This window comes from Arthrobacter sp. NPDC057009 (assembly GCF_042673905.1).
Taxonomy (GTDB): domain Bacteria; phylum Actinomycetota; class Actinomycetes; order Actinomycetales; family Micrococcaceae; genus Arthrobacter.
This window is the reverse complement of record NZ_JBHUSB010000015.1, coordinates 82833-107254: the sequence shown is the minus strand read 5'-3', so window position 1 is coordinate 107254 and position 24422 is coordinate 82833. Positions and strand designations below refer to the sequence as shown.

The window sequence follows — 24422 nt, the reverse complement described above, 5'->3', positions numbered from 1 at the left end:
GTCTCTGTCCGTTACTGGGTGGTGAATCCGCCGTCGACCGGCAGGGCGACACCGACGACGAAGCTGGCGGCAGGGCTGCAGAGCCAGAGCACGGCGGCGGCGACCTCGTCGGCGGTGCCGAGCCGGCCGATGGGCTGGGATTGCATGATGCCGGCCATCGCTTCGGCTTGTCCTTCGAGCATGGCGGTGACCATGGGGGTTTCGATGACTCCGGGGCAGATGGCGTTGATGCGGATGCCGCGCGGGGCGTATTCGACGGCGGCGCTCTTGGTCAGCCCGATCACGCCGTGCTTCGATGCGTGGTACGCAGCCCGCTCGGGAAGCCCGACGAGGCCTCCGAGGGATGAGTTGTTGACGATGGCGCCGCTGCCCTGCTGACGCATGTGGCGCAGTTCGTGCTTCTGGGCAGCCCACACGCCGCGGAGGTTCACCGCGTTGACCTGGTCGAAGTTTTCCGCGGTTTCGTCTGCGGCGTCCGACGGCGGTACCTGGATGCCGGCGTTGTTGAACGCCATGTCCAGCCGGCCGAACGTCTCGATCGTCCGGTCGACCGCCGATGCTGCCTGCGCCTTGTCGGTGACGTCGCAGCGTAGTCCGAGGGATTTGTAGCCGGCGTCGGCCAGGGACTGGGCAGCCTGCTGGGCGGCGTCGCCGTTGAAATCGGCGATGACGACTGTGGCGCCGTTCTCGGCGAACATACGCGCTGCCGCCAGGCCCATCCCGGAAGCGCCACCGGTGATGAGCGCGACCTGGCCGTCGAAGTCATAGCGCGGACTGGAAGTCATGGTTGTCCTTTCGTTTGGCAGCGCTCCGGTTCCCTGACCGCTGAAAGAGGCCGTCACGGTTGTCGAGGCGCCGCGTCGCTAACGAGCTTAGGCGCGCTGTGCAAGACGAAACAGGACCTGTCAGACCACTGTTCAACGGGTCCTTCCAGGAGGGAAACAGAGCAGGCAAAGTCTTTCGTGGAGCATTTACGCCGCGAGCCATGCAGTGTTCGCCGTGAACTCACCAAAGCACATCCCAGGCTCACCGCTCCGGCGGGGACCGGACCTCGCAGAAGACCTCCACCAGCTCGCGCCCCGGCCCCCGTACGCCCCAGCAAGGAAAGAACCCCGCATGACTACACTGACTGCACCCACGCCGACGACGAGGAGTGACAGGCTTCCCCTCATCGTGCCGCTGCTGACAGTCGGCACGTTCCTGATGATCACCACCGAGTACATGGTCGCAGGGCTCCTACCGCAGATGGCGGCCGACCTCAACGTCAGCATCGCCCAGGTGGGGCTGCTCATCACCGCATTTGCGGGCGGCATGATCGTCGGCTCACCCATCATGGCGCTGGCGACCCGGAAGCTTCCGCACCGGGCGACACTGATCCTCGCCCTCATTATCTATGCCCTTGGTCATGCCGTCGCGGCGCTCAGCACCAACTTCAGCGTGGTCCTCGCCGGGCGCGTCGTGACCGCAGTCGCCGCCGGAGCGTTCTGGGCTGTCGCTTCCGCGGTTGCGACCACGGCAGCCGGTCCCGCCAAGAGTTCACGCGCTCTCGGCGTGATGATGACCGGTGTCGGCCTGGCCACCGTCGCCGGGGTTCCCCTGGGATCCTTCGCGGGGCAGTTGCTCGGCTGGCGCAGCATCTTCTGGGCACTGGCAGTCCTTGCGATCCTCGTCGTCCCCGTCATCGCCAAGTTCACGCCCACCACCGAAGACCACGCCATGGCCCCGATGCGGACCGAGCTGCGCGCCATTGCCTCCGGCCGCATGGTCATCCTCGTGATCGCCACCATCCTCGCCACCGGCGGCGGCATGACGGTCTTCAGCTATCTTTCGCCCCTCGCAGGTGAACGCGCCGGAATCCCGGCGTGGGCGGTCCCCCTGGTGTTCGTCACCTTCGGCATCGGCTCGATCATCGGGTCAAACACGGCAGGACGGTTCGCCGACCGCCGCCCGCTCACCACCTTCATCACCGCCACCGCCGCATCCGCGGTGCTCATCGGACTCCTCATGCCGCTGTCAGCGTCCGCTGCCGCCACCTTCGGCCTCACGTTCCTGCTCGGGGCCGCCGGGATGGGGATCCCACCTGTCGGCACCGGACTCGCAGTGCGTTTCGCTTCCGCCGCGCCCGCCCTCGCCGCCGCGGTCGCAGTCGCCGCCTTCAACGGCGGAACCGCCATCGGCACCTGGGCCGGCGCAATCGTCCTGGAAACGCCGCTCGGCGTCACGGGACCCCTCATCGTCGCCCTCTCGATGTCCGTACTCGGCGTGCTGACGCTGGTCCTCATGGCAGCACGGCGCGTCACCAGCCACCGCCCTGCAACTGCTGCAGGGCACTGAAAGGACGTCCGGTCTTGGCCGACCAGACCGGCACCCAGGCAGCCAACGCGGGCATCACCCGTACCAGTCAGGTCCACGACCAACCCCGGAGACGATCATGAAGCCAACACCCCTCCTGACCATCCTCACCGCCGCGTTACTCCTGACAGGATGCACGACTACCCCCAACGGGACGACCGCACCACCGACACCCGTTGCCTCACACAACGAAGCCGAACCGCCCTCCCCTGACGGCGGTTCCGATTACACAGGGCCGAACCTGACCGGGCTGACCACTGACGACTTCGACGTCACGGTCCTCACCGACGAGCTGAACTACCCCTGGGAGGTCCGCCAGTCCGAAGGCACCCTGATCGTCACAGAGATCGCGGGCACGATCGCGATGATCGACCATCAAGGCCGCTTCGACCGCTACGACGTGCGAACCTCCGACCCGGTCACCCACGATGGTGGCAGCGGGCTGATGGGCCTGGAACTGGCCGGGGACTTCGCCGAATCCGGCACCGCGTACATCTACTACACCTACACAAGCGGCTAAGGTCTGACCAACCGGATCGCCGAGGTGAACTTCGACGGGTCCTCCTGGCAGGAGACCCGCATGCTGCTCGACGGCATTCCGGGCCACAAGCTCTACAACGGAGGCCGGATCGCGATCGGACCCGACGGCAACCTCTACGCGACCACCGGCTGGGTGCACGACAACCAGATGCCCCAGGATGTGAACAGCCTGGCCGGGAAGATCCTGCGCCTTGGCCTGGACGGCTCCGTCCCCGAGGGCAACCCGTTCGAGGGCTCCTACATCTACTCCTACGGCCACCGCAATCCGCAGGGCCTGGCATGGGACCCTGAGGGGCTGCTCTTCTCGGCGAACACGGCGAATCAGCCAATGACGAAATCAACCTCATCATGCCGGGCACGAACTACGGTTGGCCCGTTGCCCAGGGCGGGAACGCCCGGGAAGGGATGGAAGCCGCCCACTTGGGTTCCGGCTCGCAGACGTGGGCTCCGTCGGGGATCGCGTTCGCCGGCAACGAGCTCGTGGTCGCCGCCCTAGCCGCGCAAATCCTCTACGTGATGGACGACGACGCGCAGAGCCTGGACCCGCTGTTCAGCTCCGGCGAGCGGGCACGTGCCGTCCTGCCCTATCAGGACGGGATCTACGTGACGTCGACAAACACCTCCCCCCGCGCCCCGGCCGGTTCGGATTCAGTGGACCGCCTGCTGTGGATCAGACCCACACGATAAGCACCGAACCCGAACCTTCATCAGGGAACCCCACAAGAAAACAAGACCGCAGCTTACGCAGCGTCCTGACTCCGAAAGGAACAACCATCATCATGTTTAACAGCACTACACCTGTGAACCGACGACTGCTCTTGCAAGGCTCCGCAGCCGCGCTGCTGCTGACCGGATGCAGCAGCGCCGTGTCGGGCTCATCCTCGACCACCACGGCCACCCTGGCGGCGACCACCCGTCACGAAGAGGGCGCTGAGAGCGTCACCTTTCCCAGCGATTCGGTGACCATCGCTGGCAACCTGTACCGTCCGCAGGGCTTCGATGCCTCACGGAAGTACCCGGCGATCGTCGTCTCCCACCCATGGGGCGGAGTCAAGGAACAAACCGCGGGACTGTACGCCCGCTCACTGGCCGAGCAGGGATTTATCACGCTTGCCTATGACGCCTCGCATTACGGGCAGAGCGAAGGCCTGCCGCGCGACATGGAGGACCCCAGCCACCGGGTCCGCGACATCCGCAGCGCGGTCACCTACCTCAGCAACCACGGCCAGGTCGACGCGAACCGGATCGGCACCCTCGGCATCTGCGCCGGTGGCGGCTACACCATCGATGAGGCCCAGACCGACCTGCGGGTGAAAGCCGTCGCCACGGTCGTCGCCTACGACATGGGTGCGGCCGCGAGGGAAGGTATCGAGGGGGCACCGGTCTCCTACGAGGCCAGGCTGGACCAGCTCAACAAGATCAACGAACAGTTGACCCGGGAAGCTGGAGGGGATCCGCTCGTCGAACAACTGGTCCCCAGCCCGGACACGATGACTGGCCAAACCCCGGCGTTCTTCCGGGAGGCCGCGGACTACTACCTGACGGACCGAGGCGGCCACCCCAACGCCAAGAACCGATTCGTCGTCACGAGCGTGGGTCTGCACATGGCCTACTTCCCGTTTGCGCAGATCGAGACGATTTCCCCGCGCCCGCTGCTTCTGATCGCCGGGGAAAACGCCCAGACGTTGAACTTCAGCCAGAACGCCTACGACCTGGCCAAGGAACCCAAAGAGCTCATGTTCATCCCGGGCGCCTCACACTTCGACCTCTACGACCGACCCCAGTACGTCAAGCCCGCCGTAGCCCGCATGACCACGTTCTTCACCAAGCATCTGGCTTAGACCAGCACTCCTTGACCAACACAGTCCTCGGAACACCGTGGTGAAGGCCCGGTCACGGGCCTTCACCACGGCCAGCCCAAGCCAGGAGCTCTGAACCCGCCGTGGCTCCTGCACGAATAGGCGTTCAGGAGGCCGCGCCAAGGGGAACAGTTGCACGGCAGCCCGGCGACGGGCATTCCCAGGAACCGGGAAATGAGAACCCCTTACCCGACGGATCCCCCCTCCGCCCGGCAAGGCCCCCGGCCACTCACCACGAGTATCCCTGAAAATAAGCAAATGAGGGTCCGAAAATTGAACACCCCGATCCAACAACACCCTTCACCCGGCATGGTCCAGGTCCACGTCGAGGATTCTGCAGAACTAGACCGCGCCCTTGATGACGCTATTGAAGGCATCTAAAGCGCCGCGAATCACTACCGGACAGGAATCATGGTCACCCGCACGGGCCCTGGCCGCTACATCGTCCGAGCGCACCCAGCAGTTCCCCATGGACTGATCCGTCAACGACACGAATAGGCCAAGACTTGGCCTCTTGTAATCTCCACATGCATATGCCCACTTGGCTTACACCCCAACCTGACGTCAGGTGCCCGCGGCTGAACGGAAAGCCCATAGGAGTAGTTCCGGTGGTGCGCTCGGGGCGGTCTACCGTGGAAGTAAATGCCCCGATATCAGCTCGGCAGACTTCCGCAGATCGATATCTCCGGCGGCCACACCGACCACGAGGTCAAAGCCGTCGTCAGTCGTGAAGTCATGACGGTAGCCATTGATCCACAACAGCAACACCATCAGCGTCCAGGCAGTACGCTTGTTGCCGTCAATCAGAGGGTGGAAGCGCGCCACCGATTCGAGCAACGCCGCCGCCTTCATCGATAGATCGGGATAGGCGTCGGCTCCCATGACAGTTGTCGCGGGCCGGGCCAAGGCCGAGGCGAGCAGTCCGACATCCCGGATGTGAAAGCCGTACCGGTCAACTACCTGGAGCGCGTCTTCGATGTCGAGGTATGCGGTCACGCGTCCTCAAGACGGGTGAGCAGTTCAGCGTCATGGCTCATCACAAAATCGAGTCCCTCGCTGATCTCACGACGGCGCGCGTGACGCTGCAAAACCATTTCAGCCCCCTGGAGCAGGAGCGCGGACTTGGAGGTGTGCTCCTCGGCCGCAAGCTGCTCAAGACGGCGATCAAGGTCTTCGGGAACGCGGAGATTCATGGCCATACTCAATGATACCAACTTAGTACCAAGTTGGTACCAGCCATCGAACCTGCCGAGTGGCCCCGTACCCCGCCGCTTCAAGGGCTGCCGTCATCTTTTTCACGGACGCCGCGAACGTTTCAGGGGTGTGCCGTCGGTGCAGCGCAAAGAGATCAACCGCCTCCCAATCACGCCATGCTCGGCCAGTGCCTGTCCACCGGCGAGGATGAAGCCGCCGGATTCCTACCGTCTCCCGGATAGTCCGGCGTCGTCTCCTAAACCCGTCATGTACTCATCCAACAGGCTGGCAATGAACAGGCATGAAAGACAGGAACCAGCCCGCTGGATCCTCGCCTCGAGGCATCGTGACAAAGATTCATAGCGTCATGCAGTAGACGCAGACGGCAGTCATGAATAGCTATACACAGCAAGACTCCTGGACCCGGGAAGAAGGACGGTGAGCATCATGAGCTACAACCTGGGGCATCGTTGCGCGCCGTCAGGCAGAGCCGGCAACCCTGCGGGTCGCCTGGCAGCACATACTTGGGGCCGGTTGGACACAAGTCATGCCGTCCTCCCCCGGACCGTCCATGAACGAACAAGAACAGCCGCCAACAGCCCAGCAGGAGGGAACCTGGTGAACACCCAACCACGCAGCAAAGAATCCCCCAAAAGAATTTTTCTCACGTCATGTGCGCCGACCCATGAACATCCATGAACAGGTAACGAACGACAACCTGTCGATTCAGGAAGGCAAGGAGGCAACCGGCACCACCACCGGCCAGCAATGAAAAAGGCCCCGGAAGGGGCCCCTCACAACACAAAATGTCCACACTCAGAGGCTAAAAAGCCCCTGAGCAGGGAAAACACGTGCCCGAGGTGGGACTCGAACCGGGCGCCAACCCTTGAAAACCCGCCACTCCCCCGAAAACATCCCCAATCCGAACCAGTCCGACGCCAGTACAACCGAATCCGAAGCCCCGGGTGTGCACATTGTGCACACCCTCTTTTTCGTCCTCAGCGATGAACCAGCCAGCAAAGGGCGCCGTCCTTCAGCCGTGGCGAAACCTGATTTCTGCGCGTCTCGGTTCCGTCGAGTGTCATCATATCTCGGAGACTTGGCCGGCATTGGCACACCGCAGACCGACCACCGACAGGCTCGCCAGGTAACGCGCCGGGAACTAACGGGCGTCATGATGCTGAACCTCCTTCGGACATTTCATGGGTCAGGGAATGTGAACGCACGTGACCAAAATCGACTCCACGCGGGCAGGCCTCGCCGACGGAATGTCCTTCCCTTCGTTCCGGACCTTCCATCGCCGTGGTCCGAAATGAGATGAGCATGACATTGGACCGGACACCTAAACCGGCCGCCGGGCACGCGCCAAAGCGTAGGCATAGCAGGCGGGGGAACGCCCCTGCCTTGGCCGCAACCGTCACGCTAATGACCTCAGGTGCGGATGCTATTTGTTCGGAAGATTGTGGAGCCATTCGCTAACACTGGATAGGACTGCATCTCGGTCCCGCGCATACCCAATAACTGTCCCGCGCGTGTCACCGGAAATCGAGCTAATTCGCGCCCGAAATGGCTGGTCGTGCTCAGGTTCATACCAGACGCTGATGACCAGAGTTGCCTCATTTCGCTGGGCTTCCCCGCCGTCGGCCATCGTAGAAACCACAGTACGCACCTCGCCCTTCTCAAGATCGGTCATGTATTCTCCATCGCGCAGTCCACCCAGCGTCAATATCGGATAGATCGCTCTCAGTAGAATGCTGACACACAAATCTCAAGGCCGCGGACACGTTCCATCAAAAAAACCACAAATGGAAACCGTGAGTAACCACCAATGTACTCAAAGCGTGACCAGGGAGCTAAGGCTCTGCCCGCTCCTTTTGCTCTGCCACCGCCTTCGGCCCTCGAAGTTTCGTCGCGTCCTCGTTGGACAGGTGAAATAATTGTTACTTCCGTTTCCTTATTCCTGCCAATGGGCTAATTTGTCGATAGGCAGGAATGGAAGCTAGGGAGGGAGGGTACAGACGGGGCTTGCTGAGGCGGGCAGGCTGGGGATGCACGCTGAAGAGTAAGCGCGGTTGGAAGCACGCGACAGCCCACATAGGCTGCGCCATACTGCGCACTGCAACGTACCTTCCACGAGTCTCAAGGTCATGTGCAGCCGCTCGGGGGACCTGATGGTAGAGGACAAAGACGTCCGTTTTCACCTGAACCTGTTTCAGCGCTGGCAGTTGATTAGCGGGGAAAGTGAAGTCTACGTCGCGTCACGGCAACAGCGCTTAATTGCCGCCCTAGCGCTTTATGGTGCTCGGAATCGGCGGTATATCTGTGGGCTTTTATGGCCAGATAGCCCGGAAGCCCGAGCCTTGGAAAGCCTGCGTGTGACTATGCACTTGATATCGCGCCAGATTCCGGGGTTGTTAGTGAATGGCGGCCCTGTTCTTTCCTTAGCCCCCAGTCTAAGTGTGGATCTGCACAACTGCCTCGAACAGGTCCGAGGCTGTCAAACTTCCATATCCTACACACCCGACGATGCATGTCTGTCTCATCTCCGGCATGCCGAATTGCTGCCCGGCTGGTATGACGACTGGGTAATTCTGGAGCAAAACCGACTGCGTACCTTTCGATTGCGTGCTCTGGCAGGTCACGCCCAGCGATGGCTCGACAGGGAGGAACCTGAGAAAGCCGCTGAGGCCGCCCGCAGCGCTCTCGAACTTGAGCCCCTTCAGGAAGCCTGCGTTGGGCTCCTGATGCGCGCGGAACTTGAATTAGGGAACCGGGTCGGAGCCGTTCACACGTTCGAAAGTTTCAAGGCTAGCTTGGCTACTGAACTGGGGGTAGCACCATCGGCTTACCTCTACCAGCTCGTCGCAGGCATTCGCGGGCCTGTTCGCAGCTGACGATCAAAGACCCGTCGCTCCATACATGGTCCTCAACCCTGCGGACCGGCCAGGCACATGGGCGATTGCATTGCCCCGGTACAATCGCGCGGGATCCCGATAAGTGGATGCGATCACGTAGGCGCTGCCTGACCGTTCTCGTCTGGCTGCTTGAGCGCTAGCTGTACTAACCCGGTTGATTAGTGACGCGGCTGGCTGATGAGGCGCCTTTGAGGGCGGTGTGGGGCCTGCGGTGATTGTAGTAGTCGACGAAGTTCTGGTGACAGGCCTGACGTTCTGCTTCTGAGCCGTAGGCCCTGGCCCATTCTTCCTGGAGGATGCGGTTGAAGCGCTTGCGTGGTGCCACGAACGTGTAGCCCCGGACCTGGCCGCGGTCCGTGCGCCGGCCTTCTGCCAGGTTTCGGGCCCGGGAGTTGGCTTCGCCGTGTACCCAGCCGCGGACCCGGTGCCCGCCTCCGTTGGGGATCCGGCCGAGCTTCTTGATCTCCACGTGGATCATCTCGCCCGGCCAGGCATATTCGTAGCGTCGGGCGAGGTCCCGGCCACGGACTCTGATCCCTGTTGCCGGGTCGGTGAAGCGCAGCGGCGGGCAGTGATAGCGGGTCAGGCTGCGATGGACTGTCGAAATGTTCAGATGCAGGTCGTAAGCGATTCGGGCCGGTCCCCAGCGACGGTTCACCCGCAGTCCCAGCACGAGCCGCTGCGCGTATCACCGTCCTGTGCGGGCAGGTCAGTGGCCGGCTCTTTCGGTCCTCCAGCCCAGCTTCCCCCAGTTCCTGGCAGCGGCCCGACCAGCGCGCGGCAGTCGGGACGGAAACGTGGAATTTTTCCGCGGCCCGACCGCAACGGCCATCCATCAACCACGATGCACCGGGCAAGCTGCAAGCGCCCCGAGTGAGCTAAAAACGCGTTACGGTGGGACACGAGGACCTCCTGGTTTGTGTTCGCTCTCGACAAGCACCACACAACACCCGGAGGTCCTCTTATTGCGTTAAATCAATCCCCGTGTCATCAACCTGCCGGGGCAATACAGCTAGCGCGTCCCAGAGACCCCGACGGTCGGTGTTCACGGGACTCAGCGCCACAGCCGCATCCAGCAGATCGACTGGCTGTAACGCTGGCGTAACGGACGGGTGTTTGACTATCTCGTGCCCGCGCTTCTTCCCGGTCCATATGACGACGTTCCATGACGGAGGACAGGATGACCCACCGACATCGGCTGCCAGACCAAATCCAGTCAACCTCAAGGAGATGCCATGAGCGAGCTTGAGAAGGCTCTCCACGATCATGTCCAAGATGTCAGACATGCGTTGCAGCTGCTTGGCGATAAGGGCACAAGTTCCCTCAATGGTTCGGGTCGAGTCGACTCAGCCTGCGCAAAGTAAGTTCAGCCTCGGGTTAGCTGATGAGGTGTCATATCGCCCCGGCGCCGACGGAGAGACCAGCAACTGAGAGTTTTATCGACTGAATCGCAAGGAAAAATCATGACAATATCTGTTTTCGGTCCGGAAGTCGACGAGATCTTCGTACGGTCACGTGCAACGGAGCAACGGACAGTCGAAGTCGCTGGCGAGACGCGGATCATACCGGCGCCTTTCCCGTCCCCGCAGGACTGGCGGGACGTCTGGATCTACCAACTGCTGACGGACCGCTTCAACAATCCCGTGGCACAGCCGCACAGGAACTGGGACGACACCACTGAGGACTTCCAGGGCGGCACCCTAAACGGTGTTCGTGAGCGACTGGACTACCTGCAGGATCTTGGAGTAGGAGCCATCTGGCTATCGCCTGTCCAGATGAACTGTCTCTACCGCCCTTCTTACCATGGCTACGGGATTCAGAACTTTCTGGAGTTAGATCCACGCCTGGCCGCCGACCCCGTCGCCGCCCGAAATGACCCCAGCATTGTCGAAGGCGAGCTGACCGATCTAGTAGATGCCGCCCATGCACGCGGTATGTACGTCATCTTCGACGTCGTCCTAAACCATGTCGGCGATGTCTTCGAATACTCCGCTAACGGCAGCGGCGCATCGGAGGCACCTTTCCGTGAGAACCCCTACCCTGTCCGCTGGCGGGACCATAACGGCACCGGTCGGGCTGACTGGCCCGACGCGGCCGGCATCATCGGCGCGTCGGGCAGTGAACTCGTGTGGCCGCGCGAGTTACAGAACAACAGCTTCTTCCGTCGGCAGGGTAAGGGTAACGGGGACGGAGCCGGGGACTTCGCCTCTCTGAAGGAGCTTGCCACCGAGCGTTCAGAATATCTACGCAACGTCCTTATCAGGGCTCACCAGTACCTTGTCGCCAAGTTCGACGCTGACGGGTTCCGAATTGATACCCTCAAGTACATCGAACCGGAATTCGCGCGCGTCTTCGGCAATGCCATGAGGGAATACGCACTGAGCATCGGCAAGAAAAACTTTTTCACGTTCGGCGAGATTTACGACAACGAGGAAAAAATTGCCTCATACATTGGCCGGAATTCAATCAGCGATTCCTCTGACCTCATCGGAGTCGATGCCGCGCTGGACTTCCCGCTGTTTTATGTCCTGCCCTCAGTGTCCAAAGGCCTACAGCCCCCGTCGGCGCTGGCAGGAATTTATGACTACCGCAAGAATGTCCAGCGCGGAATACTGAGTTCCCATGGCGATGCCGGCAAATTCTTCGTGACTTTTCTGGACAACCACGACCAGTACCAGCGGCTCTACTTCACCGATCCCGCAGATCCACACAAATTCGACGATCAACTCACTTTAGCCGTCGGATGCCTGTTCGCGCTGCAGGGCATCCCCTGCCTCTACTACGGGACTGAGCAAGGGTTAAACGGTAGCGGAAGAGTCCTGGAGGCCGTTCGCGAGGCACTCTGGGGAAAACCCAGGGCCTTTGATCCCATCCACCCGTTCTACCAAACCATCCAACAGTTGTCCGAAGCCCGTCGGCAGGTGCCGGCCCTGCGGTACGGGCGGCAGTATTTCCGGCCGGTGTCAGGCAACGGCACAGATTTCGGCATCTCCCAGTTCTTGGGCGGCGTTATATCCTTCTCGCGGATTCTCAATGATGCGGAGATCGTCGTGGCCGCAAACACCAACACCGTGTCCAGCTGGAATGGCCGGATCCTCGTCGACAGCATCCTGAACCCAGCTGGAAGCACCTTCTCCGACGTCTTCACGAATAAGGCAGCACCCGGGGCACCGGGACAGGTGAGCACGGCACACGGCTTGGCATCGGTGGCCCTAGAACTACGCCCGCTCGAGATCCGAATTCTGGAACGCTCATCTTGAAGCGACCGTCGAGGGCTTTGCCGCCCACGGCGCCTTCCCTGATATGCGCCTCGACCAAGGCCTACCTAGGAGGCCGCCTGCGGAAAAACGGGCTGCAGATATCCGAGGTCGATGGTGGGCAGCGTTGGGCTCCCGACCACACAGGAGGATGAGGGTACCGTGACCACAAACTCGCCATCGTTCTCGTCCCCGACCGCAATTCACCCCAAAAATGCAGTACACCGAATAAACTCGCGAAATATTTTCACTCCGCTGGAGCGCAGGTTTCTGGGAGGCAGAAGCATATGACAGAGCTTCAAAACGGAACCCGTTTCAAGACGCCCGCAACAACAGGGTTGGTCCGCCCGCGCCTGGGTGCTGACTATGGCGACGGATCGGGACCGCGGTTGGCTTTGGTGATCGCACCGGCCGGCGCAGGAAAGACAACGCTCCTGTCTCATTGGGCGGCCCAGGCCGATGGCCGTGTTGCCTGGTTTCGGAGTAGCAGGCTGAACGCGGAATCGGGACAGCTACTTTCCTGCTTCAGTGAAGCACTGGCGGCCGGGGGTGGCGCCGGTCATCCCCGAACCATGGCCGACCTCGTATCGGCCAGTGAGGATCTCGCAGAAGCTCTGTACTTCATCGTCGACGACGTCCATGTGCTGGCAAACACCAGCGCCGAAGCGGAACTTGACCAACTCCTGACGCTGCCGTCGCCCAGTCTGCACTTCCTCCTCGGAAGCCGCTGTTTCCCCGGATTCAACCTCGCGAAGTCCGAACTCCAATCCGCCGTAACAGTCAGCGGTGACGATTTGAGGTTCAGACCCATCGAGGTGGATCTGCTGTTCCGCAGGGTCTACCGAAAACCTCTCACCCCGGCTGGTGTTTTCAACCTCACCGAGAAAACAGACGGCTGGGCTGCTGCCCTACATCTGTTCCATCTGGCCACGACGAGCCACTCGGCTGTGGAGCGGCGACGCGCGGCAGAATCGATCAATCCTACTTCCAGCCTCGAACGGGACTATTTTTCCCAGCATTTTCTTGCGGGTATCCCGGCTCAAATGACGGAGTTCCTGCATCGAACATGCTTTTTTCCCGTCCTCACTCCATCGCGTTGCGACGCACTCTTGGGGTTTGTCGATAGCCGCACATTACTCCTCGGGCTGGAACGGTTGGGTATCATTTCGACGGGCGATAACGGAGTAACATACCGCGTGCCGCATCCCCTCCGCCAGCAGCTAGTTGCCAGCTGGGCTGATGGCGGGGCGCGACTTGCCGCAGATTCACGTCAGGACAGCGCCGCTATCTTAGAACAAGAGCGGGCTTACGGACTCGCTCTCGAATTGCTGGCTGAGGGACAGGACTGGGAGCAGCTGCGCAACCTTCTGCGTCGGGTCGGAGCATCTGCTGTCCAACCAGGCGGCTGCCGATGGGCTTCCCATTTGCCTGAATCGTTAATAATTAACGAACCCGTTGCGGCATTAGCCGCGTCCCGCCAGCTATTGGACGACGGCTGCATTATGGCCGCCTCTGCGACCGCCTCACGGGTAGAACAGCTCACCACCGACCCACAGTGCCTGAAACTGGCTAACGAGATCCACCTTTTGGCGGACGTCTGGGCAAATGATGGTGCCTACGCCGACTCAGGACCTGCAGCCAGCTTACGCGCCGCGTCCCGTTGTCGCCCCAGCGCTGTGGCACAGGCCCTGTCCGGTCAACCCTCAGCGCCGTATGCACTGGCCCGAGGGCTAGCCCTCCTCCTTGCTGGAGATCAGCGGGCATCGCTACCTTGGCTACGCCGCACAGCCGAAAGCCTGGGAGTCGAACCCGCGGCAGCTCTGGCGGCGCAGTTGGTCCTCGCTGTTTTTGGTCCGGAGAATTCGACAACAGCCGCCGACTCCCGCACCGCAGAAGTCGACGCTGTGCAGCGACAAGCCGCCCACTTTGGCCTCACATGGCTCGCCCGCGTTGCGCGCGGGGTTCAGGCAGCATTCCCTGGTACCGCCTCCTCGCAGGCTGCGGTTCAGACTGTGATCGAAAGTTGCGAGGGGCGAGGCGATGAATGGGGGGCAGCCCTCGTCGCTGCAGCGGCAGCACACCTGCGGCTACACTCCGGCAGAGCAGATCCCGCAGCTTTTGAGGAACTGGCACTCCGCTTCCGCCGACTGGGTGCTGGCACATTGGAAGCATGGGCACACTCCGCGCAAGCGCTCGTCGCAGCCTCAGTGGATCTTCCGGAAGCTGTGGATCGACCCCGCGCTGCAGAGGCTTTCGCCCGTGCGGCCGAAGTACCTGGTGCTTTGGCGGTGGCATACGCCGCCATGGCACTGCAGAGTCCGGAGAACTACTCAGACCTCATGCAGGCGGCAATCGAAACGGCAAAGTCCGCAGGACTCATGTGTCGGCCTTGGACCTGGTTGGCCTCGGAGGCATCGCCCGCCTTCCGCCAAGGCGGGCGGCGACCTGCCAGGATTGGTGGGCCCCTACAGAATTCCCCGGATAGGCCAATACGGTTTCACCATGATCGTATTCACGCAGCGCCGGTGCCAGCCAGCGTCGAGGTGCGTTGTTTTGGGGGATTCCGGCTCCGGCTCGACGGATGGGACGTGGACCTCGCCCGTGTAAGGCCACAAGCCAGAACGGTCATGCGGATTCTGGCCATGAACGCAGGCCGCCCTGTCCACCGTGAAAGTCTTGCCGGGATACTGTGGGCGGATCTCGACACAGCTTCCGCCCTTCATAATCTGCAGGTCAGCATTTCCAGCCTCCGACGCGCGCTTCAACTAAGTAACCCCACTCCGTGCCAACCGTCTATTGCGCGGCATGGCGAGGCGTACGCCTTGGTGCTCGCTGGGCAGTCAACATTCGACCTGGTCGAGTTCGATCAGGCTGTGCACGATGCGTATTCGGCGCGAGTAGAGGGCGACCATCGCCGCATGGCAGCCGAACTGCGCCGTGCCGTTGAACTGTACTCCGGTGAAGTACTTCCGGAGGACGGTCCGGCGGAGTGGGTGATCGACACACGCGAGCGATACCGACTTCGCGCAGCCGAATCCGCCGCCATGCTGGCAAACGCGGAACTCGCGTTCGGTAATACCGCAGGGGCTGCCCGGGCCGCATCACGCAGCGTCGAAATCGATCCCTGGCGGGACGAGTCATGGCGCACTCTCGTGGAGGTACTCCGCCATTCCGGCGACCTAGCCGCCGCCGAGCGCGCACACCGACGCTACCAGCTGGTCCTCCGAACCCTAGGGGTCGCTGTTGATGCAGTCTCCGGTTATGGTGAAAAGGACGTCAGCGCATTCCGGGCAGTCTTACCCAGCGACGGGTGCCCGCATCCCGGCCGGATCCCCCGATCCACATCCTGAGCTCTACCGCGCTACCAGATCGGCGCCTTCATAGAAGTTGTACGGACGGGGCACGTGCGATGGGGTCAGGCCGCATGTCCTTAGCAGAGCCGAGGGCAGTCTGCAGCAGCCGGATCCGCTTCTGAACATTCGTCAAAGCGACCTTGGCCAGCCACGCCTCCATCTCGATGGCGCGCATAGATCAATTGCGCCGGGTACGGTCCCGACGGTCCTCATTGGGGAATTGCGGCTCCACGTCCATGCCATTTCTTGTTGGTGTCGTTGAACTTCAGTTCCGAAGGCGTCAGTTGTATGCGGAACGGAATGCCTGGCCGTCCTCCCACCTTGATCAGGAACATCCCCTGCCCCGGAGGCTCAGGCGTGCGGCCAAGTGAATCCCAAGCGGGCGGATCCTGCCAGGAGACGAGTTTCTGCTGCTCTTGCCCCGACAGCGGTACGGCTTGCGTGAGCATCGCCATCTCTGAACGTGGCAGCCCCCCGCAAATCACCATGCCCGAACGCTCCACGAAGCCTTTCGCCTTCACGCGGTCGCTTTCGGCAGGAAGCGCCAACAGATCACTCATTGTGTGCGAAACCATGGCCTGACCGACGCCGACAGTCCGATTCAATCGCGTCAGCGCATCTACGCGGTCCACTATTCCCTGCCCTGCACGAAGGACGCGCCACAGTTCGTCGAGTACCACAAAGTAGTTTCGGCGCGGTTCCAGCCCGGCATCTGCGAGCGCGTTGGCTACATTGATGGTTCCGAAGCCGTAGGACCAGCAGGCGAGCATAGCGGCGGCCTGTAGATCGGCGTCCATCTCGCTGATGCCGGAAACATCGAACACCACTGGCCGGTCCCGGCTCATCGGGACACTGGTGGGTCTGGCAAAAAGCTCCCCCAGTTTTCCTCCGCAGGCCAGTCCCATTAGCGTAGCTTCAAGTGCCCTGGTTTCCCGCAGGTACACATTCATGTCCCCGCGGTCCAGACTTGCTTGACGGACAGAGTCAGGGGCTTCCCTGATGACTTCCAGGAGGTCTGCCAAGACCGGCACGCCTTTCAGGCGGTCGTCCAGCAGTCTCAGGGCGCGGTCCAGAATGGTCTGTTCTTGGTCTGTCGGTGTGGTGTTACGGCTGATGGTTATCAGCGCCACGGCCATATTGAGGCGCCGGCCGTGCGCATCTGCCATCAGGGCGGCACGTGCTCTTCCCGTTAGGCGGGCCGCTGCAGCCGACGCTTCGCCTGGATCCAAGATATTGAGGTGGCCGCGCCCACGCCCTAATGGAATTACCTGTCCATTCAGCGCCTCAATGAGGTCCACATAGTCCGGTTTGAGATCGCCGAGGATCATGGGCATGACCCCTTGGCCGGCAAGTCCGAGGACCATGCGTCGGACCAGTGTCGACTTGCCCAGTCCTGGCTTGCCGAGAACGAAGACTGACGGATTAGAGATCAGCTGCGCTCTTTGAAACCAGCTGACCGGGTCGCAGCAAACAGTGGCATTAGTCTCTTCGTGGCGTCCGAGCGGTACACCGATCATCGGCGCTGAGGTTCCGGCAATGAACGGCCAAAGGCCGCAGACCTGGACCGTGGTTCCGCGCCATTCGGGCGCCGGTTGTACCCATGCGGCGACGCCGCCACCGCGCTGTCGCCATCCTCGTGGTCCCGGCTTCGGTATACCGAGCTGGCCTTGTGCCCTTCCCCTCCCGGAGTGCCGCCAGCTCACAACGCCTCCCTAAGCTCGCTCGGAAGCATGACGTGGCGGGGAAGCACCAGTCCCAAGGGCAACGATGCCGCAAACGCGGTGTCTTGGGAACCGTACGCCCTGCGAAGCAGGATCCGCGAAGCCCCGCTTGTCTGTTCCACGTCGGCGACAGCATCCGCAAGCTGTCCGCCGTCGAGAACGGTTGCTGTGACGACCATGCCGAAGTTCACTAAACCTGCCCCTTGGGCTTCTTCGGCTGCCGTCCGGGCCGCAAGCCGGGCATCCACGAGGGCCCTTGCACTCGGGCGATTCGCTGACGAGATACGGACGTTGGCGTTGTTCTGGTCGCGTTCGACCATTTGGGCGGCTTTGGCGGAGTCGATGGGCCGGTACAGGAGGGAGACCCGCTTTCGAGCGACGTCAATGCTCGGCGACAGCAGTCTGGCAAGAACGCCGGAATGCACGGAACCGCGGGGCGCGCCGGTCATGGTCCATGACACGGAGAAAGCGCCGTCGTGCCTGTACATGTCCCAGCGCGCCTCGGCAGCGACTGGGCCCACGTCATCCCAGGAAAGCGTCAGGGGGCGGCCTGAAGCGTGAGCCTCGTCAATAGTCCTGCCTGCGGAAGGGTCATAGGACACACGGACAACCTCGCAGAGCTCCTGCGCCGGCATGAGCCGGGCGATTCCGGCACCAGTGGTCTGAAGTCTCTGGCAGAGGCCTGGCAGCCTGGCGGCAAGATCTTGTGCCATTTCGTCTGGCTTCCTGCGCCGGGCGCCGGGGCGAACCGCGGCATTGAACGTCAGCGCAATCCATGCCCGAACAGCTGCGGAACCCTGAGGATAAAGTGCCATTACCTCACGGAGCATCGTCTGTGCGGCTTCAGGTGCGTCGTCAACCAACTGGGAATCGATCTCGCTGCATAGTCGGTAGCCAGAATCTGGGGACGTTTCGATGGTCACGGATGCAGCCGCCACGCCCGATTCATCGGCAAGCGCAGTGAGCCAACCGCCCCAATTTGCCACCCATGCGTCGATCTGCTCGGAATCTACAAGGGCTGCGCCGTCCGGTTCTGTGGACATAACGGCCGTATAGTGACCTGTTGTCGGCAGATGCAGCAGTGCAAAAAGCCTGCCGTACGTGTCCGGGAACTCATACAGGAGAGAGCTGGCGGCGAGCCCCGGCAGCTGAAAGCGGCCGCAGTCCAATGCACCGATCGGACCGGCGCGATATAGGTTCATCCCGCGCCATCGGGATAGGGTGTACACGCCCAGCCCGCCCACGCGGCTCGCGAAGGAAACCCCGTGTGCATCCTGCATTGTGAAGAAGGCGAGGGCGGCGGTGAAGCACGCCATTACGGCCATGCCGGGAACAAGGCCCCATAGAGCAAACGAGAGAATGCCAGCGAGGAGGCCGACGAACAGGATTGCAGTTCCTAAGGCTCCAAGGTCGGCGAGGCCTGCTGCTCGTGGGCGCCGCCAGTTGCCGTAGCGGGGCTCGGTGAATGCTCGGTCATCGCTGGTCATGTTCCCCGCCCGGATTTGTGCGTCACCTGTAGTTTTTCGGGTTTCCGTTGGTGTTCCGCCATCGCCAGGCGGAGATTTATTTCCCGTTCCAGGGCCCCGTGGTAGCGAGCGGGTTGTGTGAGACCTCGGGGGTCCACGCCCGTGCCTTCAAGATCCGTTTCATGCACAGCGCCAGGCGCCCCTTGCGGGACGTTGGCGCCTTGGACCCGTGAGCCGTCCGGTTGCGAGCTTCCGCGGGCAAGGGCGGTGACGTCGCCTTGTCCAGAGATAGCCCCCTTGGCACCTCCGGGGAGCCGCATCGTAGGTTCAGCGCCCGAGGGATGACCAGCGTTCAGGGTGCCCGCCGATAGCGACGGCGTACCGCCAAATCCGCGCAGCACCGCGCCGCCGGCAACCGCAGTCCCGCCAGCCTCAGACCCTGCACCTCGCGGATCGCTCCGGCGCCAGCCATCAACTGTCGCGACGGCCAGAGGAGCTGACAGCCGTAAGAGGGCGGGCAGGGCTAGGAGGGCAAAGATCATCAGAACGAGGCCTGTGACGGAATTTACGACGGCTTTATCAGTTGAGCCCTCCTCCGCTGCGGAGGCTGGGCCGGAATTCATATCGGTTAGCCGGAACGCCAAGGCGTATGCTGTGGCCGCGGCTGGCTCATAGAGAATGAACGCAAAGATCCAGGCGAGGCTTCTCTTAAACATCAGTCTCCCCGATTCAGTCACAGTCAGGGCGGCCATCGTGGGCAGAATCCCTGCGAGCAGCAGTAATACGGCACTTCTAAGAACAAGGAAGGCGATTTGGAGAAGGCCTGCAACAGTGGTCGCCAGACCCATGAGGATTACCATGAACGTCCCTAGAGGCTCTCCCGGTGGACGAAATACTGCCTTCAGGCCGGCGCTGAATCCTGCACCCCCGGTGGCATGATGGACGATCCATCCTGAGAATCCTCCCGACGCGGCAACGAGGAGGGCAAACATGGCCAGGGACGTACCTGACACCAGCGTGAGCGTCGTCAGCGATCGCAAAGTGTCCCGTAATGGGGCGCCTCGGTGCTCCCACACGGTACGGATACCACCAACTACGACAGACAGAACCGCCAGAATGGCGGTCCAGTACCACAGACTGTCCTGCAGGAAGAGGGCCGTCTTGAATTGGTCCACCGCTGCCTCGGCGGCGGACATCTGTGTCCAGAAGGCTGCCAACGCTCCGAGCGTCTGACCGGTAGCTTCGGCGACAGCAGCCGCCATGTCATGGATCGCAGTGCCGAGGTCACCGTCGGACCAGCGACTGGCGTCGCTGGCGCCGCGGCAAAAGATATCCCATTCTGTACATCCCGCCACGTCAGACGCCGCCCCAAGGAATGTATTCACGCAGGTTCGCGATTTGGCTGACGCCGGGGTTACCCGAGCCGGGCAAGACAACTTTCCAGTCCCCGTCCTCCCACACGAGCTTTGTCGGCAGCGATCCCATGCTCCCGTCGTCGCGTTGAACAGCGAGGTCAAAAGTGGCGGCCCTCGCCTCATAGGCTCGCAGGATGAAGCCCTTGAACTGAAGCTTTATCTTGCGACCCGGCGGCGCTAGGGGCCTTCCTAATGCGATGCCTGTCAGGACGGCATCGCGTCCGGGACCGCGCGCGGTGAGCTCCCGGTAAGCGCGGTCGGCATCACCGTTGAGGCCGGTCGCCCAAAAGTTGGCGGCTGCGAAGAGGGCACCCGCCGGACTCCGCGCAAAGCAGGTCCGGAAGCCCGTGGCATCCACCGTACCGGGACCTGAGGTACGCGATGCTGCAGGAACGGCCATGCTTCCCACTAACTGCCAGTTGCCTGCCGGTCGGGCACCCAATGCCGTTTCGTTGCCGGCCGGGAGGCCGCATACGCTCGCGCCGGGATTCCCTTTCTGTGCTGGGCGGTCGGACAGGACAAGCGATCTTGGTACGGCTCCGCCAGGGGCTGTTTCACGGCCACCGGAGGCTTCCTTGTTCTCGCCGGTCAGGCCAGAAACTGGCCCGAACCTCGGGACGGATATCATAGCCGCAGCCAAGGTGAGCGCCAGCATCAAAGCAGCAGACACTGCGAACCCGACCCTGTCGTGCTGGCTGAGAAATTCGCTGTCCATCCCGGCCGCTGCCTTTCCTTAGTCGAATCATCAGACGAAGGCTGTGACAAGTCCGGATGCACCGACTACCAGGACGCATCCAATGAGTGTCCAACCCAGCCGCGCGAGGCCGTCACCGCCTTCACCGCGCCTAATCTGCAGCATCATGGTGATGCCGGCGAAGATCACGCCCAGAACTCCGATGGCGAGGCCGGTCCAGGCGGCCCAGCGCAAGATGATTAACAATCCCTCGGCACCTGGTGGCGCCACTCCCCTTCCAGGGTCCGGGATGCTAAACGCAGTGGAGGCGAGCATCTGAAGATTGGCTATGACAACGTTCATCTCCTGTGCCTTTCATCGCACTAAACGTCTGGTCCAATTAACGCCAGCCGACCAGATGGCGGCTACTCGGCCAAGCCCTGGCTTTGGTGCAGGCCTCCGCGTGCAGGGGGACATTGATTGATGCGCTGCTGAACTATCGAAGCTGCACGTTCGGGCTGGTAATCATGCCCGGGCTGTCCGCGGAGTCCCGCAGCGATTGTTCCGATTAAAGCCCACACAGGTCCGAGCGTTCGTTCGCACTCCGGGCATCAGACAGTGGTCCCGTAGTGGAAATGCAGGGAAGCCAAAAATATACGGGGCGCAGCCACCCGCTGGGACTAACGTCCGCCCCGTTGACCGTCGTCGAATGCCCTTCAGGGAAGCGTTAATCCTTCACTTACGAGCACCAGAGCTACCCCTCCGGTACGCCTCAAATCCCCGCCACGAGCAAGCGGCGCAACGAGTGCACTCCCTCCGCCCCGCCGATGTCCTTTGGAGCGCTGGTTCGGGCGGGGCGCATGTCCCAGAATGGGATCAGGCTTTCGGCCCGCAGCTTGTATCAGACAGGAATCGGTTGCATGCCAATGAATCCGGCAAGGCTGGGCGGACTGGCAGTTTTGAATCTGCTACTCATACTCGCCTTGGTCTTCACCACAACAACCTTGACAGCGTATGGAGGTCGGAGATCCACGGCCTTTGGCTGCCCGGATCCACAGGAAGCGGGGATGGCCACACCGGAAAATAGAGGTCCTAACGCTTCAGCGGTCGAGGTTCCAGGGTATTCGGGTGAGCAGCTGCACAATGCGCGAGTCGTCATTGGTGCAGGGCAGGCACTCCGGCTGAACACAAAGGGTATTGCCATCGGTGTGATGACGGCCATGGGTGAATCCAGCCTTCTTAACCTGGCTCACGGAGACGCCGTCGGTCCGGATTCAAGGGGGCTTTTCCAGCAGCGCGCCAATGGCGCGTGGGGCAGCGACGCCGATCGCATGAATGCCGCGGTCAGCTCGGCCAACTTTTTCAAAGCGCTCCAAGGAGTGGACGGCTGGGAAGACCTCAGGCCTACAATCGCTGCCCACCGGGTCCAGCGGAACGCCGACCCCTACCACTACGAGAAATACTGGCCCGAAGCACTTAGGCTCGTCTCCGCACTTCTGGGGGTGACCGGGCTGCAGGACTGCTATGGAACGGGGCCACGTCTTACCGGCCGGGGCGACGACCTGCCGTGGCGCAATTCGGTCTACTGCCAACTCGACACCACTTGCCCCGCCGCAGCCGTCAGTCCCCTGGGGATGTACAACCGCGAATGCGTGGATTTTGCGCTCTGGCGGCTCAACTCCATGTCTTCTTCGACATCGTCCCCATGGAAGCTACACAATTCCCTACTTGGCTTGGGAAATGCAATGGACTGGGAGGCCGGGTGGCAGCGCCATGGATGGGAGACAGGCAACGAACCCCGTGTTGGGGCTATCGCATTCTTTAGTCCAGGAGTGGCAGGCGCCGGCAAGTTAGGACACGTTGGAGTGGTTTCCGCAATCCGCTCCGACGGACGGGTCACTATCGAGGAATACAACGGCAAGCCGCCGCCCAACGACCATCGGTACGGCATCAGGTCCATTCGAGCGGAGGAAGCAAGTTCGTACCTGTACTTTCCCGAGGCGTTCGAACCATGAACGCTGCCCAGCAGTCTCAGAGCGCAACGCCCCGGCGGGTGCGCCAGGCCGCCCTGGTCACGTCACTGGTTCTCATCTGTCCAATCTATTGGACTTCGTGCACGCAAACTCCCACCCCTGAGAGAGTGACTCCCACCACAATAGTGACGACAACAGCCGCCCCCCGGGCTCCTCTTCAGGTGGGCCAAGCCCCGGCCACGCCGGCCACCAAGTATGTTGAACCGGTCTGGAACGAGGCTTCCGAAAATGCTGCACGGAGCGTTGCTTTGAGCGTCATGAATGATTTCGCCCGCGTTGACCGTGATGCCGATGCATGGTCCAACGCCCTTGCCCGCTGGCTCACACCGCAGGCTGTCAGCGATTTCGTGGACACGGACCCCGCAGAGGTGCCTGTACGGGAAGTCATCGGGCCTCCGAGGCTGATCGTCGACCCAAACAACGGCTTCGGCGTCACGGCGATGGTGCCTACGGACACTGGGGAATACACGGTAAGGCTGCTGCGGCAGTCTGCGGAGCACCCGTGGAAAGTGACACGAATTGCGCCTCCTGGGTAAGAATCATGGCAACCTGCCATGGAACGCGATCCGCGCGAGCCGTAAAGCGGCTTCCTCCTGTTTGGAAATGGACCCAGCATTGGAAAACGGTGCAGCTTAACGTTGCCGCGCGCATCGGACCCGGCTGCAACCGCCGGGAGCAGCGCCGTCATGCATCATCCTCAGTAGTCATGCATCATCCCCAGTACTTGGGCGTTCGGCTCACTCTGGCTTTTCCGTCAAACCCCGGAAAGCGCGGTCAACTACCGTGCCAGGATCTGCACCTCAGGGACGGAGACGGCTGACCTGCCCGATGGTTTCGTCGAGTCCCTGTCTCGCGGCCACGTCCTTCAGTCGTCGTTTGTCGTCCGCCGGGGCTGTCTTTGCCGAAGGCGATGACTTCCACATTTGCATTGGGTGTCGTTCGTTGAGGAAGACGTTCATGTCGCTAGACGCACCGTTGCTTATGAATATGTGTGTGAGACGAGGGCTAGCCCATGTCCGGCCCAGGATTCAGTGCCCAACTCCACGCCCGTGATGCTCTGAGCGCGCTGGGTCAAGGTTGCAAGATTATCCTGGAGCCAGTTTACTACGTCGGCAATTTCAGTCCTGAAGAAGTAGGCAGCACCGACAGCAAGTCCGACCACCGCCAGGAAAGCCACTAACCTGAAGGGAAACCGCCTCCGTTTACGCTTTGGCCGGGTCCCTGCCGGTGGTGGCTTTCTTGCGGGGCGGCTCAGGAGACGCCGCCACCACGGAGGAGTCGGCACCACAGCTGCCTCTTTGAGGCTGGCTGCACATCGCCGACAAAAGCTTCGCTCAGGCTTGTTGCCGGCCCCGCATCGGCCGCAGACCAGTTCGCCAGGGGCCGGAGCGATTGCATCACGGTGTGGCGGCGGACGGTCAGGAACTGGGTCGGCCGGGCGGCCAGGTTTTACTTCGCCCAGCCCGGCGTCCGCCTCCTCTGGCGGATTACTACCTGCGGTTACAGAATCGGTCCGTTTCTGCGCCGTGATGATCGTAGGGAACGGTTCTTGAGTGCCGGTCGAAGTCCGCGTGCCCGACGACGTGCGTAACACTGGCCCGGATTTGTCCCCCGAGTCGTGCGGATGGCGGGGCGCGTGGTCCG

General features: G+C 62.0%; 16 protein-coding genes and 2 pseudogenes. 8 read left to right on the top strand and 10 right to left on the bottom strand.

The genetic code is table 11. From position 1 onward, the window contains the following. Window positions 1–11: 11 nt before the first annotated feature. Window positions 12–785, bottom strand: coding sequence for a glucose 1-dehydrogenase (locus ACFTR6_RS15900; protein WP_377958588.1), 774 nt, complete (start codon window positions 783–785; stop codon window positions 12–14). Between the two features lie 331 nt (window positions 786–1116). On the opposite strand from ACFTR6_RS15900, the gene ACFTR6_RS15895 reads away from it, so the two are divergent. The 3 genes and pseudogenes from ACFTR6_RS15895 to ACFTR6_RS15885 all read left to right on the top strand — a co-directional run bounded on the left by ACFTR6_RS15895 (window position 1117) and on the right by ACFTR6_RS15885 (window position 4733). Further along, window positions 1117–2334 (top strand): MFS transporter, encoded by a 1218-nt coding sequence (locus ACFTR6_RS15895; protein ID WP_377958587.1) that lies wholly within the window; start codon window positions 1117–1119, stop codon window positions 2332–2334. 97 nt (window positions 2335–2431) lie between these two features. Then, window positions 2432–3579 (top strand): annotated as a pseudogene (locus ACFTR6_RS15890) (PQQ-dependent sugar dehydrogenase). Between the two features lie 92 nt (window positions 3580–3671). Continuing rightward, entirely contained in the window at window positions 3672–4733 is a 1062-nt protein-coding gene (locus ACFTR6_RS15885) for an alpha/beta hydrolase (RefSeq protein WP_377958586.1), read from the top strand. A 645-nt stretch (window positions 4734–5378) separates the two neighbouring features. Here ACFTR6_RS15885 and ACFTR6_RS15880 read toward each other — a convergent pair. From ACFTR6_RS15880 to ACFTR6_RS15870, 3 genes are all read right to left on the bottom strand, one after another. Continuing rightward, the gene (locus ACFTR6_RS15880) at window positions 5379–5747 is read right to left on the bottom strand and encodes a type II toxin-antitoxin system death-on-curing family toxin (protein WP_087873314.1); all 369 of its coding nucleotides are present in this window, start codon (window positions 5745–5747) and stop codon (window positions 5379–5381) included. After that, window positions 5744–5950: a ribbon-helix-helix protein, CopG family gene (locus ACFTR6_RS15875; protein WP_367301632.1), complete on the bottom strand. Its 207-nt coding sequence runs from the start codon at window positions 5948–5950 to the stop codon at window positions 5744–5746. The genes ACFTR6_RS15880 and ACFTR6_RS15875 overlap by 4 nt, the downstream gene beginning before the upstream one ends. Window positions 5951–7389: 1439 nt before the next feature. Continuing rightward, window positions 7390–7638, bottom strand: coding sequence for a hypothetical protein (locus tag ACFTR6_RS15870; RefSeq protein WP_377958585.1), 249 nt, complete (start codon window positions 7636–7638; stop codon window positions 7390–7392). A 478-nt stretch (window positions 7639–8116) separates the two neighbouring features. On the opposite strand from ACFTR6_RS15870, the gene ACFTR6_RS15865 reads away from it, so the two are divergent. Beyond that, entirely contained in the window at window positions 8117–8839 is a 723-nt protein-coding gene (locus ACFTR6_RS15865; protein WP_377958584.1) for a BTAD domain-containing putative transcriptional regulator, read from the top strand. 166 nt (window positions 8840–9005) lie between these two features. Here the strand turns inward: ACFTR6_RS15865 and ACFTR6_RS15860 are convergent. Continuing rightward, window positions 9006–9763: pseudogene (locus ACFTR6_RS15860) on the bottom strand (helix-turn-helix domain-containing protein). A gap of 560 nt (window positions 9764–10323) precedes the next feature. On the opposite strand from ACFTR6_RS15860, the gene ACFTR6_RS15855 reads away from it, so the two are divergent. Next, the gene (locus tag ACFTR6_RS15855) at window positions 10324–12120 is read left to right on the top strand and encodes an alpha-amylase family glycosyl hydrolase (protein WP_377958583.1); all 1797 of its coding nucleotides are present in this window, start codon (window positions 10324–10326) and stop codon (window positions 12118–12120) included. Window positions 12121–12689: 569 nt separating this feature from the next. Further along, window positions 12690–15467, top strand: coding sequence for a BTAD domain-containing putative transcriptional regulator (locus ACFTR6_RS15850; protein WP_377958582.1), 2778 nt, complete (start codon window positions 12690–12692; stop codon window positions 15465–15467). 212 nt (window positions 15468–15679) lie between these two features. Here ACFTR6_RS15850 and ACFTR6_RS15845 read toward each other — a convergent pair whose 3' ends face one another. The 5 genes from ACFTR6_RS15845 to ACFTR6_RS15825 are packed head-to-tail and all read right to left on the bottom strand — an operon-like array spanning window position 15680 to window position 21108. Then, complete coding sequence (locus tag ACFTR6_RS15845) at window positions 15680–17173, bottom strand: ATP/GTP-binding protein (protein WP_377958581.1); 1494 nt, start codon at window positions 17171–17173, stop codon at window positions 15680–15682. Further along, window positions 17170–18678: an SCO6880 family protein gene (locus tag ACFTR6_RS15840; RefSeq protein WP_377958580.1), complete on the bottom strand. Its 1509-nt coding sequence runs from the start codon at window positions 18676–18678 to the stop codon at window positions 17170–17172. Before ACFTR6_RS15840 ends, ACFTR6_RS15845 begins: the two co-directional genes overlap by 4 nt. Beyond that, on the bottom strand, window positions 18675–20042 hold the full coding sequence (locus ACFTR6_RS15835) for a hypothetical protein (protein ID WP_377958579.1): 1368 nt from the start codon (window positions 20040–20042) through the stop codon (window positions 18675–18677). The genes ACFTR6_RS15840 and ACFTR6_RS15835 overlap by 4 nt, the downstream gene beginning before the upstream one ends. Further along, window positions 20014–20787, bottom strand: a complete 774-nt coding sequence (locus tag ACFTR6_RS15830; protein WP_377958578.1) for a hypothetical protein — start codon at window positions 20785–20787, stop codon at window positions 20014–20016. Before ACFTR6_RS15830 ends, ACFTR6_RS15835 begins: the two co-directional genes overlap by 29 nt. A gap of 30 nt (window positions 20788–20817) precedes the next feature. Then, window positions 20818–21108, bottom strand: a complete 291-nt coding sequence (locus tag ACFTR6_RS15825; protein WP_377958577.1) for a hypothetical protein — start codon at window positions 21106–21108, stop codon at window positions 20818–20820. Window positions 21109–21812: 704 nt separating this feature from the next. On the opposite strand from ACFTR6_RS15825, the gene ACFTR6_RS15820 reads away from it, so the two are divergent. Together ACFTR6_RS15820 and ACFTR6_RS15815 are read left to right on the top strand one after the other, a co-directional pair. Then, the gene (locus ACFTR6_RS15820) at window positions 21813–22760 is read left to right on the top strand and encodes a CHAP domain-containing protein (RefSeq protein ID WP_377958576.1); all 948 of its coding nucleotides are present in this window, start codon (window positions 21813–21815) and stop codon (window positions 22758–22760) included. A gap of 266 nt (window positions 22761–23026) precedes the next feature. Next, complete coding sequence (locus ACFTR6_RS15815; protein WP_377958575.1) at window positions 23027–23314, top strand: hypothetical protein; 288 nt, start codon at window positions 23027–23029, stop codon at window positions 23312–23314. Window positions 23315–24422 lie beyond the last annotated feature (1108 nt).

Coding starts and splice junctions, on each gene's coding strand:
- ACFTR6_RS15900 (WP_377958588.1), bottom strand. CDS start 785: ATGACTTCCAGTCCGCGCTATGACTTCGACGGCCAGGTCGCGCTCATC.
- ACFTR6_RS15895 (WP_377958587.1), top strand. CDS start 1,117: ATGACTACACTGACTGCACCCACGCCGACGACGAGGAGTGACAGGCTT.
- ACFTR6_RS15885 (WP_377958586.1), top strand. CDS start 3,672: ATGTTTAACAGCACTACACCTGTGAACCGACGACTGCTCTTGCAAGGC.
- ACFTR6_RS15875 (WP_367301632.1), bottom strand. CDS start 5,950: ATGGCCATGAATCTCCGCGTTCCCGAAGACCTTGATCGCCGTCTTGAG.
- ACFTR6_RS15870 (WP_377958585.1), bottom strand. CDS start 7,638: ATGACCGATCTTGAGAAGGGCGAGGTGCGTACTGTGGTTTCTACGATG.
- ACFTR6_RS15865 (WP_377958584.1), top strand. CDS start 8,117: ATGGTAGAGGACAAAGACGTCCGTTTTCACCTGAACCTGTTTCAGCGC.
- ACFTR6_RS15855 (WP_377958583.1), top strand. CDS start 10,324: ATGACAATATCTGTTTTCGGTCCGGAAGTCGACGAGATCTTCGTACGG.
- ACFTR6_RS15850 (WP_377958582.1), top strand. CDS start 12,690: ATGGCCGACCTCGTATCGGCCAGTGAGGATCTCGCAGAAGCTCTGTAC.
- ACFTR6_RS15840 (WP_377958580.1), bottom strand. CDS start 18,678: ATGACCAGCGATGACCGAGCATTCACCGAGCCCCGCTACGGCAACTGG.
- ACFTR6_RS15830 (WP_377958578.1), bottom strand. CDS start 20,787: ATGGACAGCGAATTTCTCAGCCAGCACGACAGGGTCGGGTTCGCAGTG.
- ACFTR6_RS15825 (WP_377958577.1), bottom strand. CDS start 21,108: ATGAACGTTGTCATAGCCAATCTTCAGATGCTCGCCTCCACTGCGTTT.
- ACFTR6_RS15820 (WP_377958576.1), top strand. CDS start 21,813: ATGGCCACACCGGAAAATAGAGGTCCTAACGCTTCAGCGGTCGAGGTT.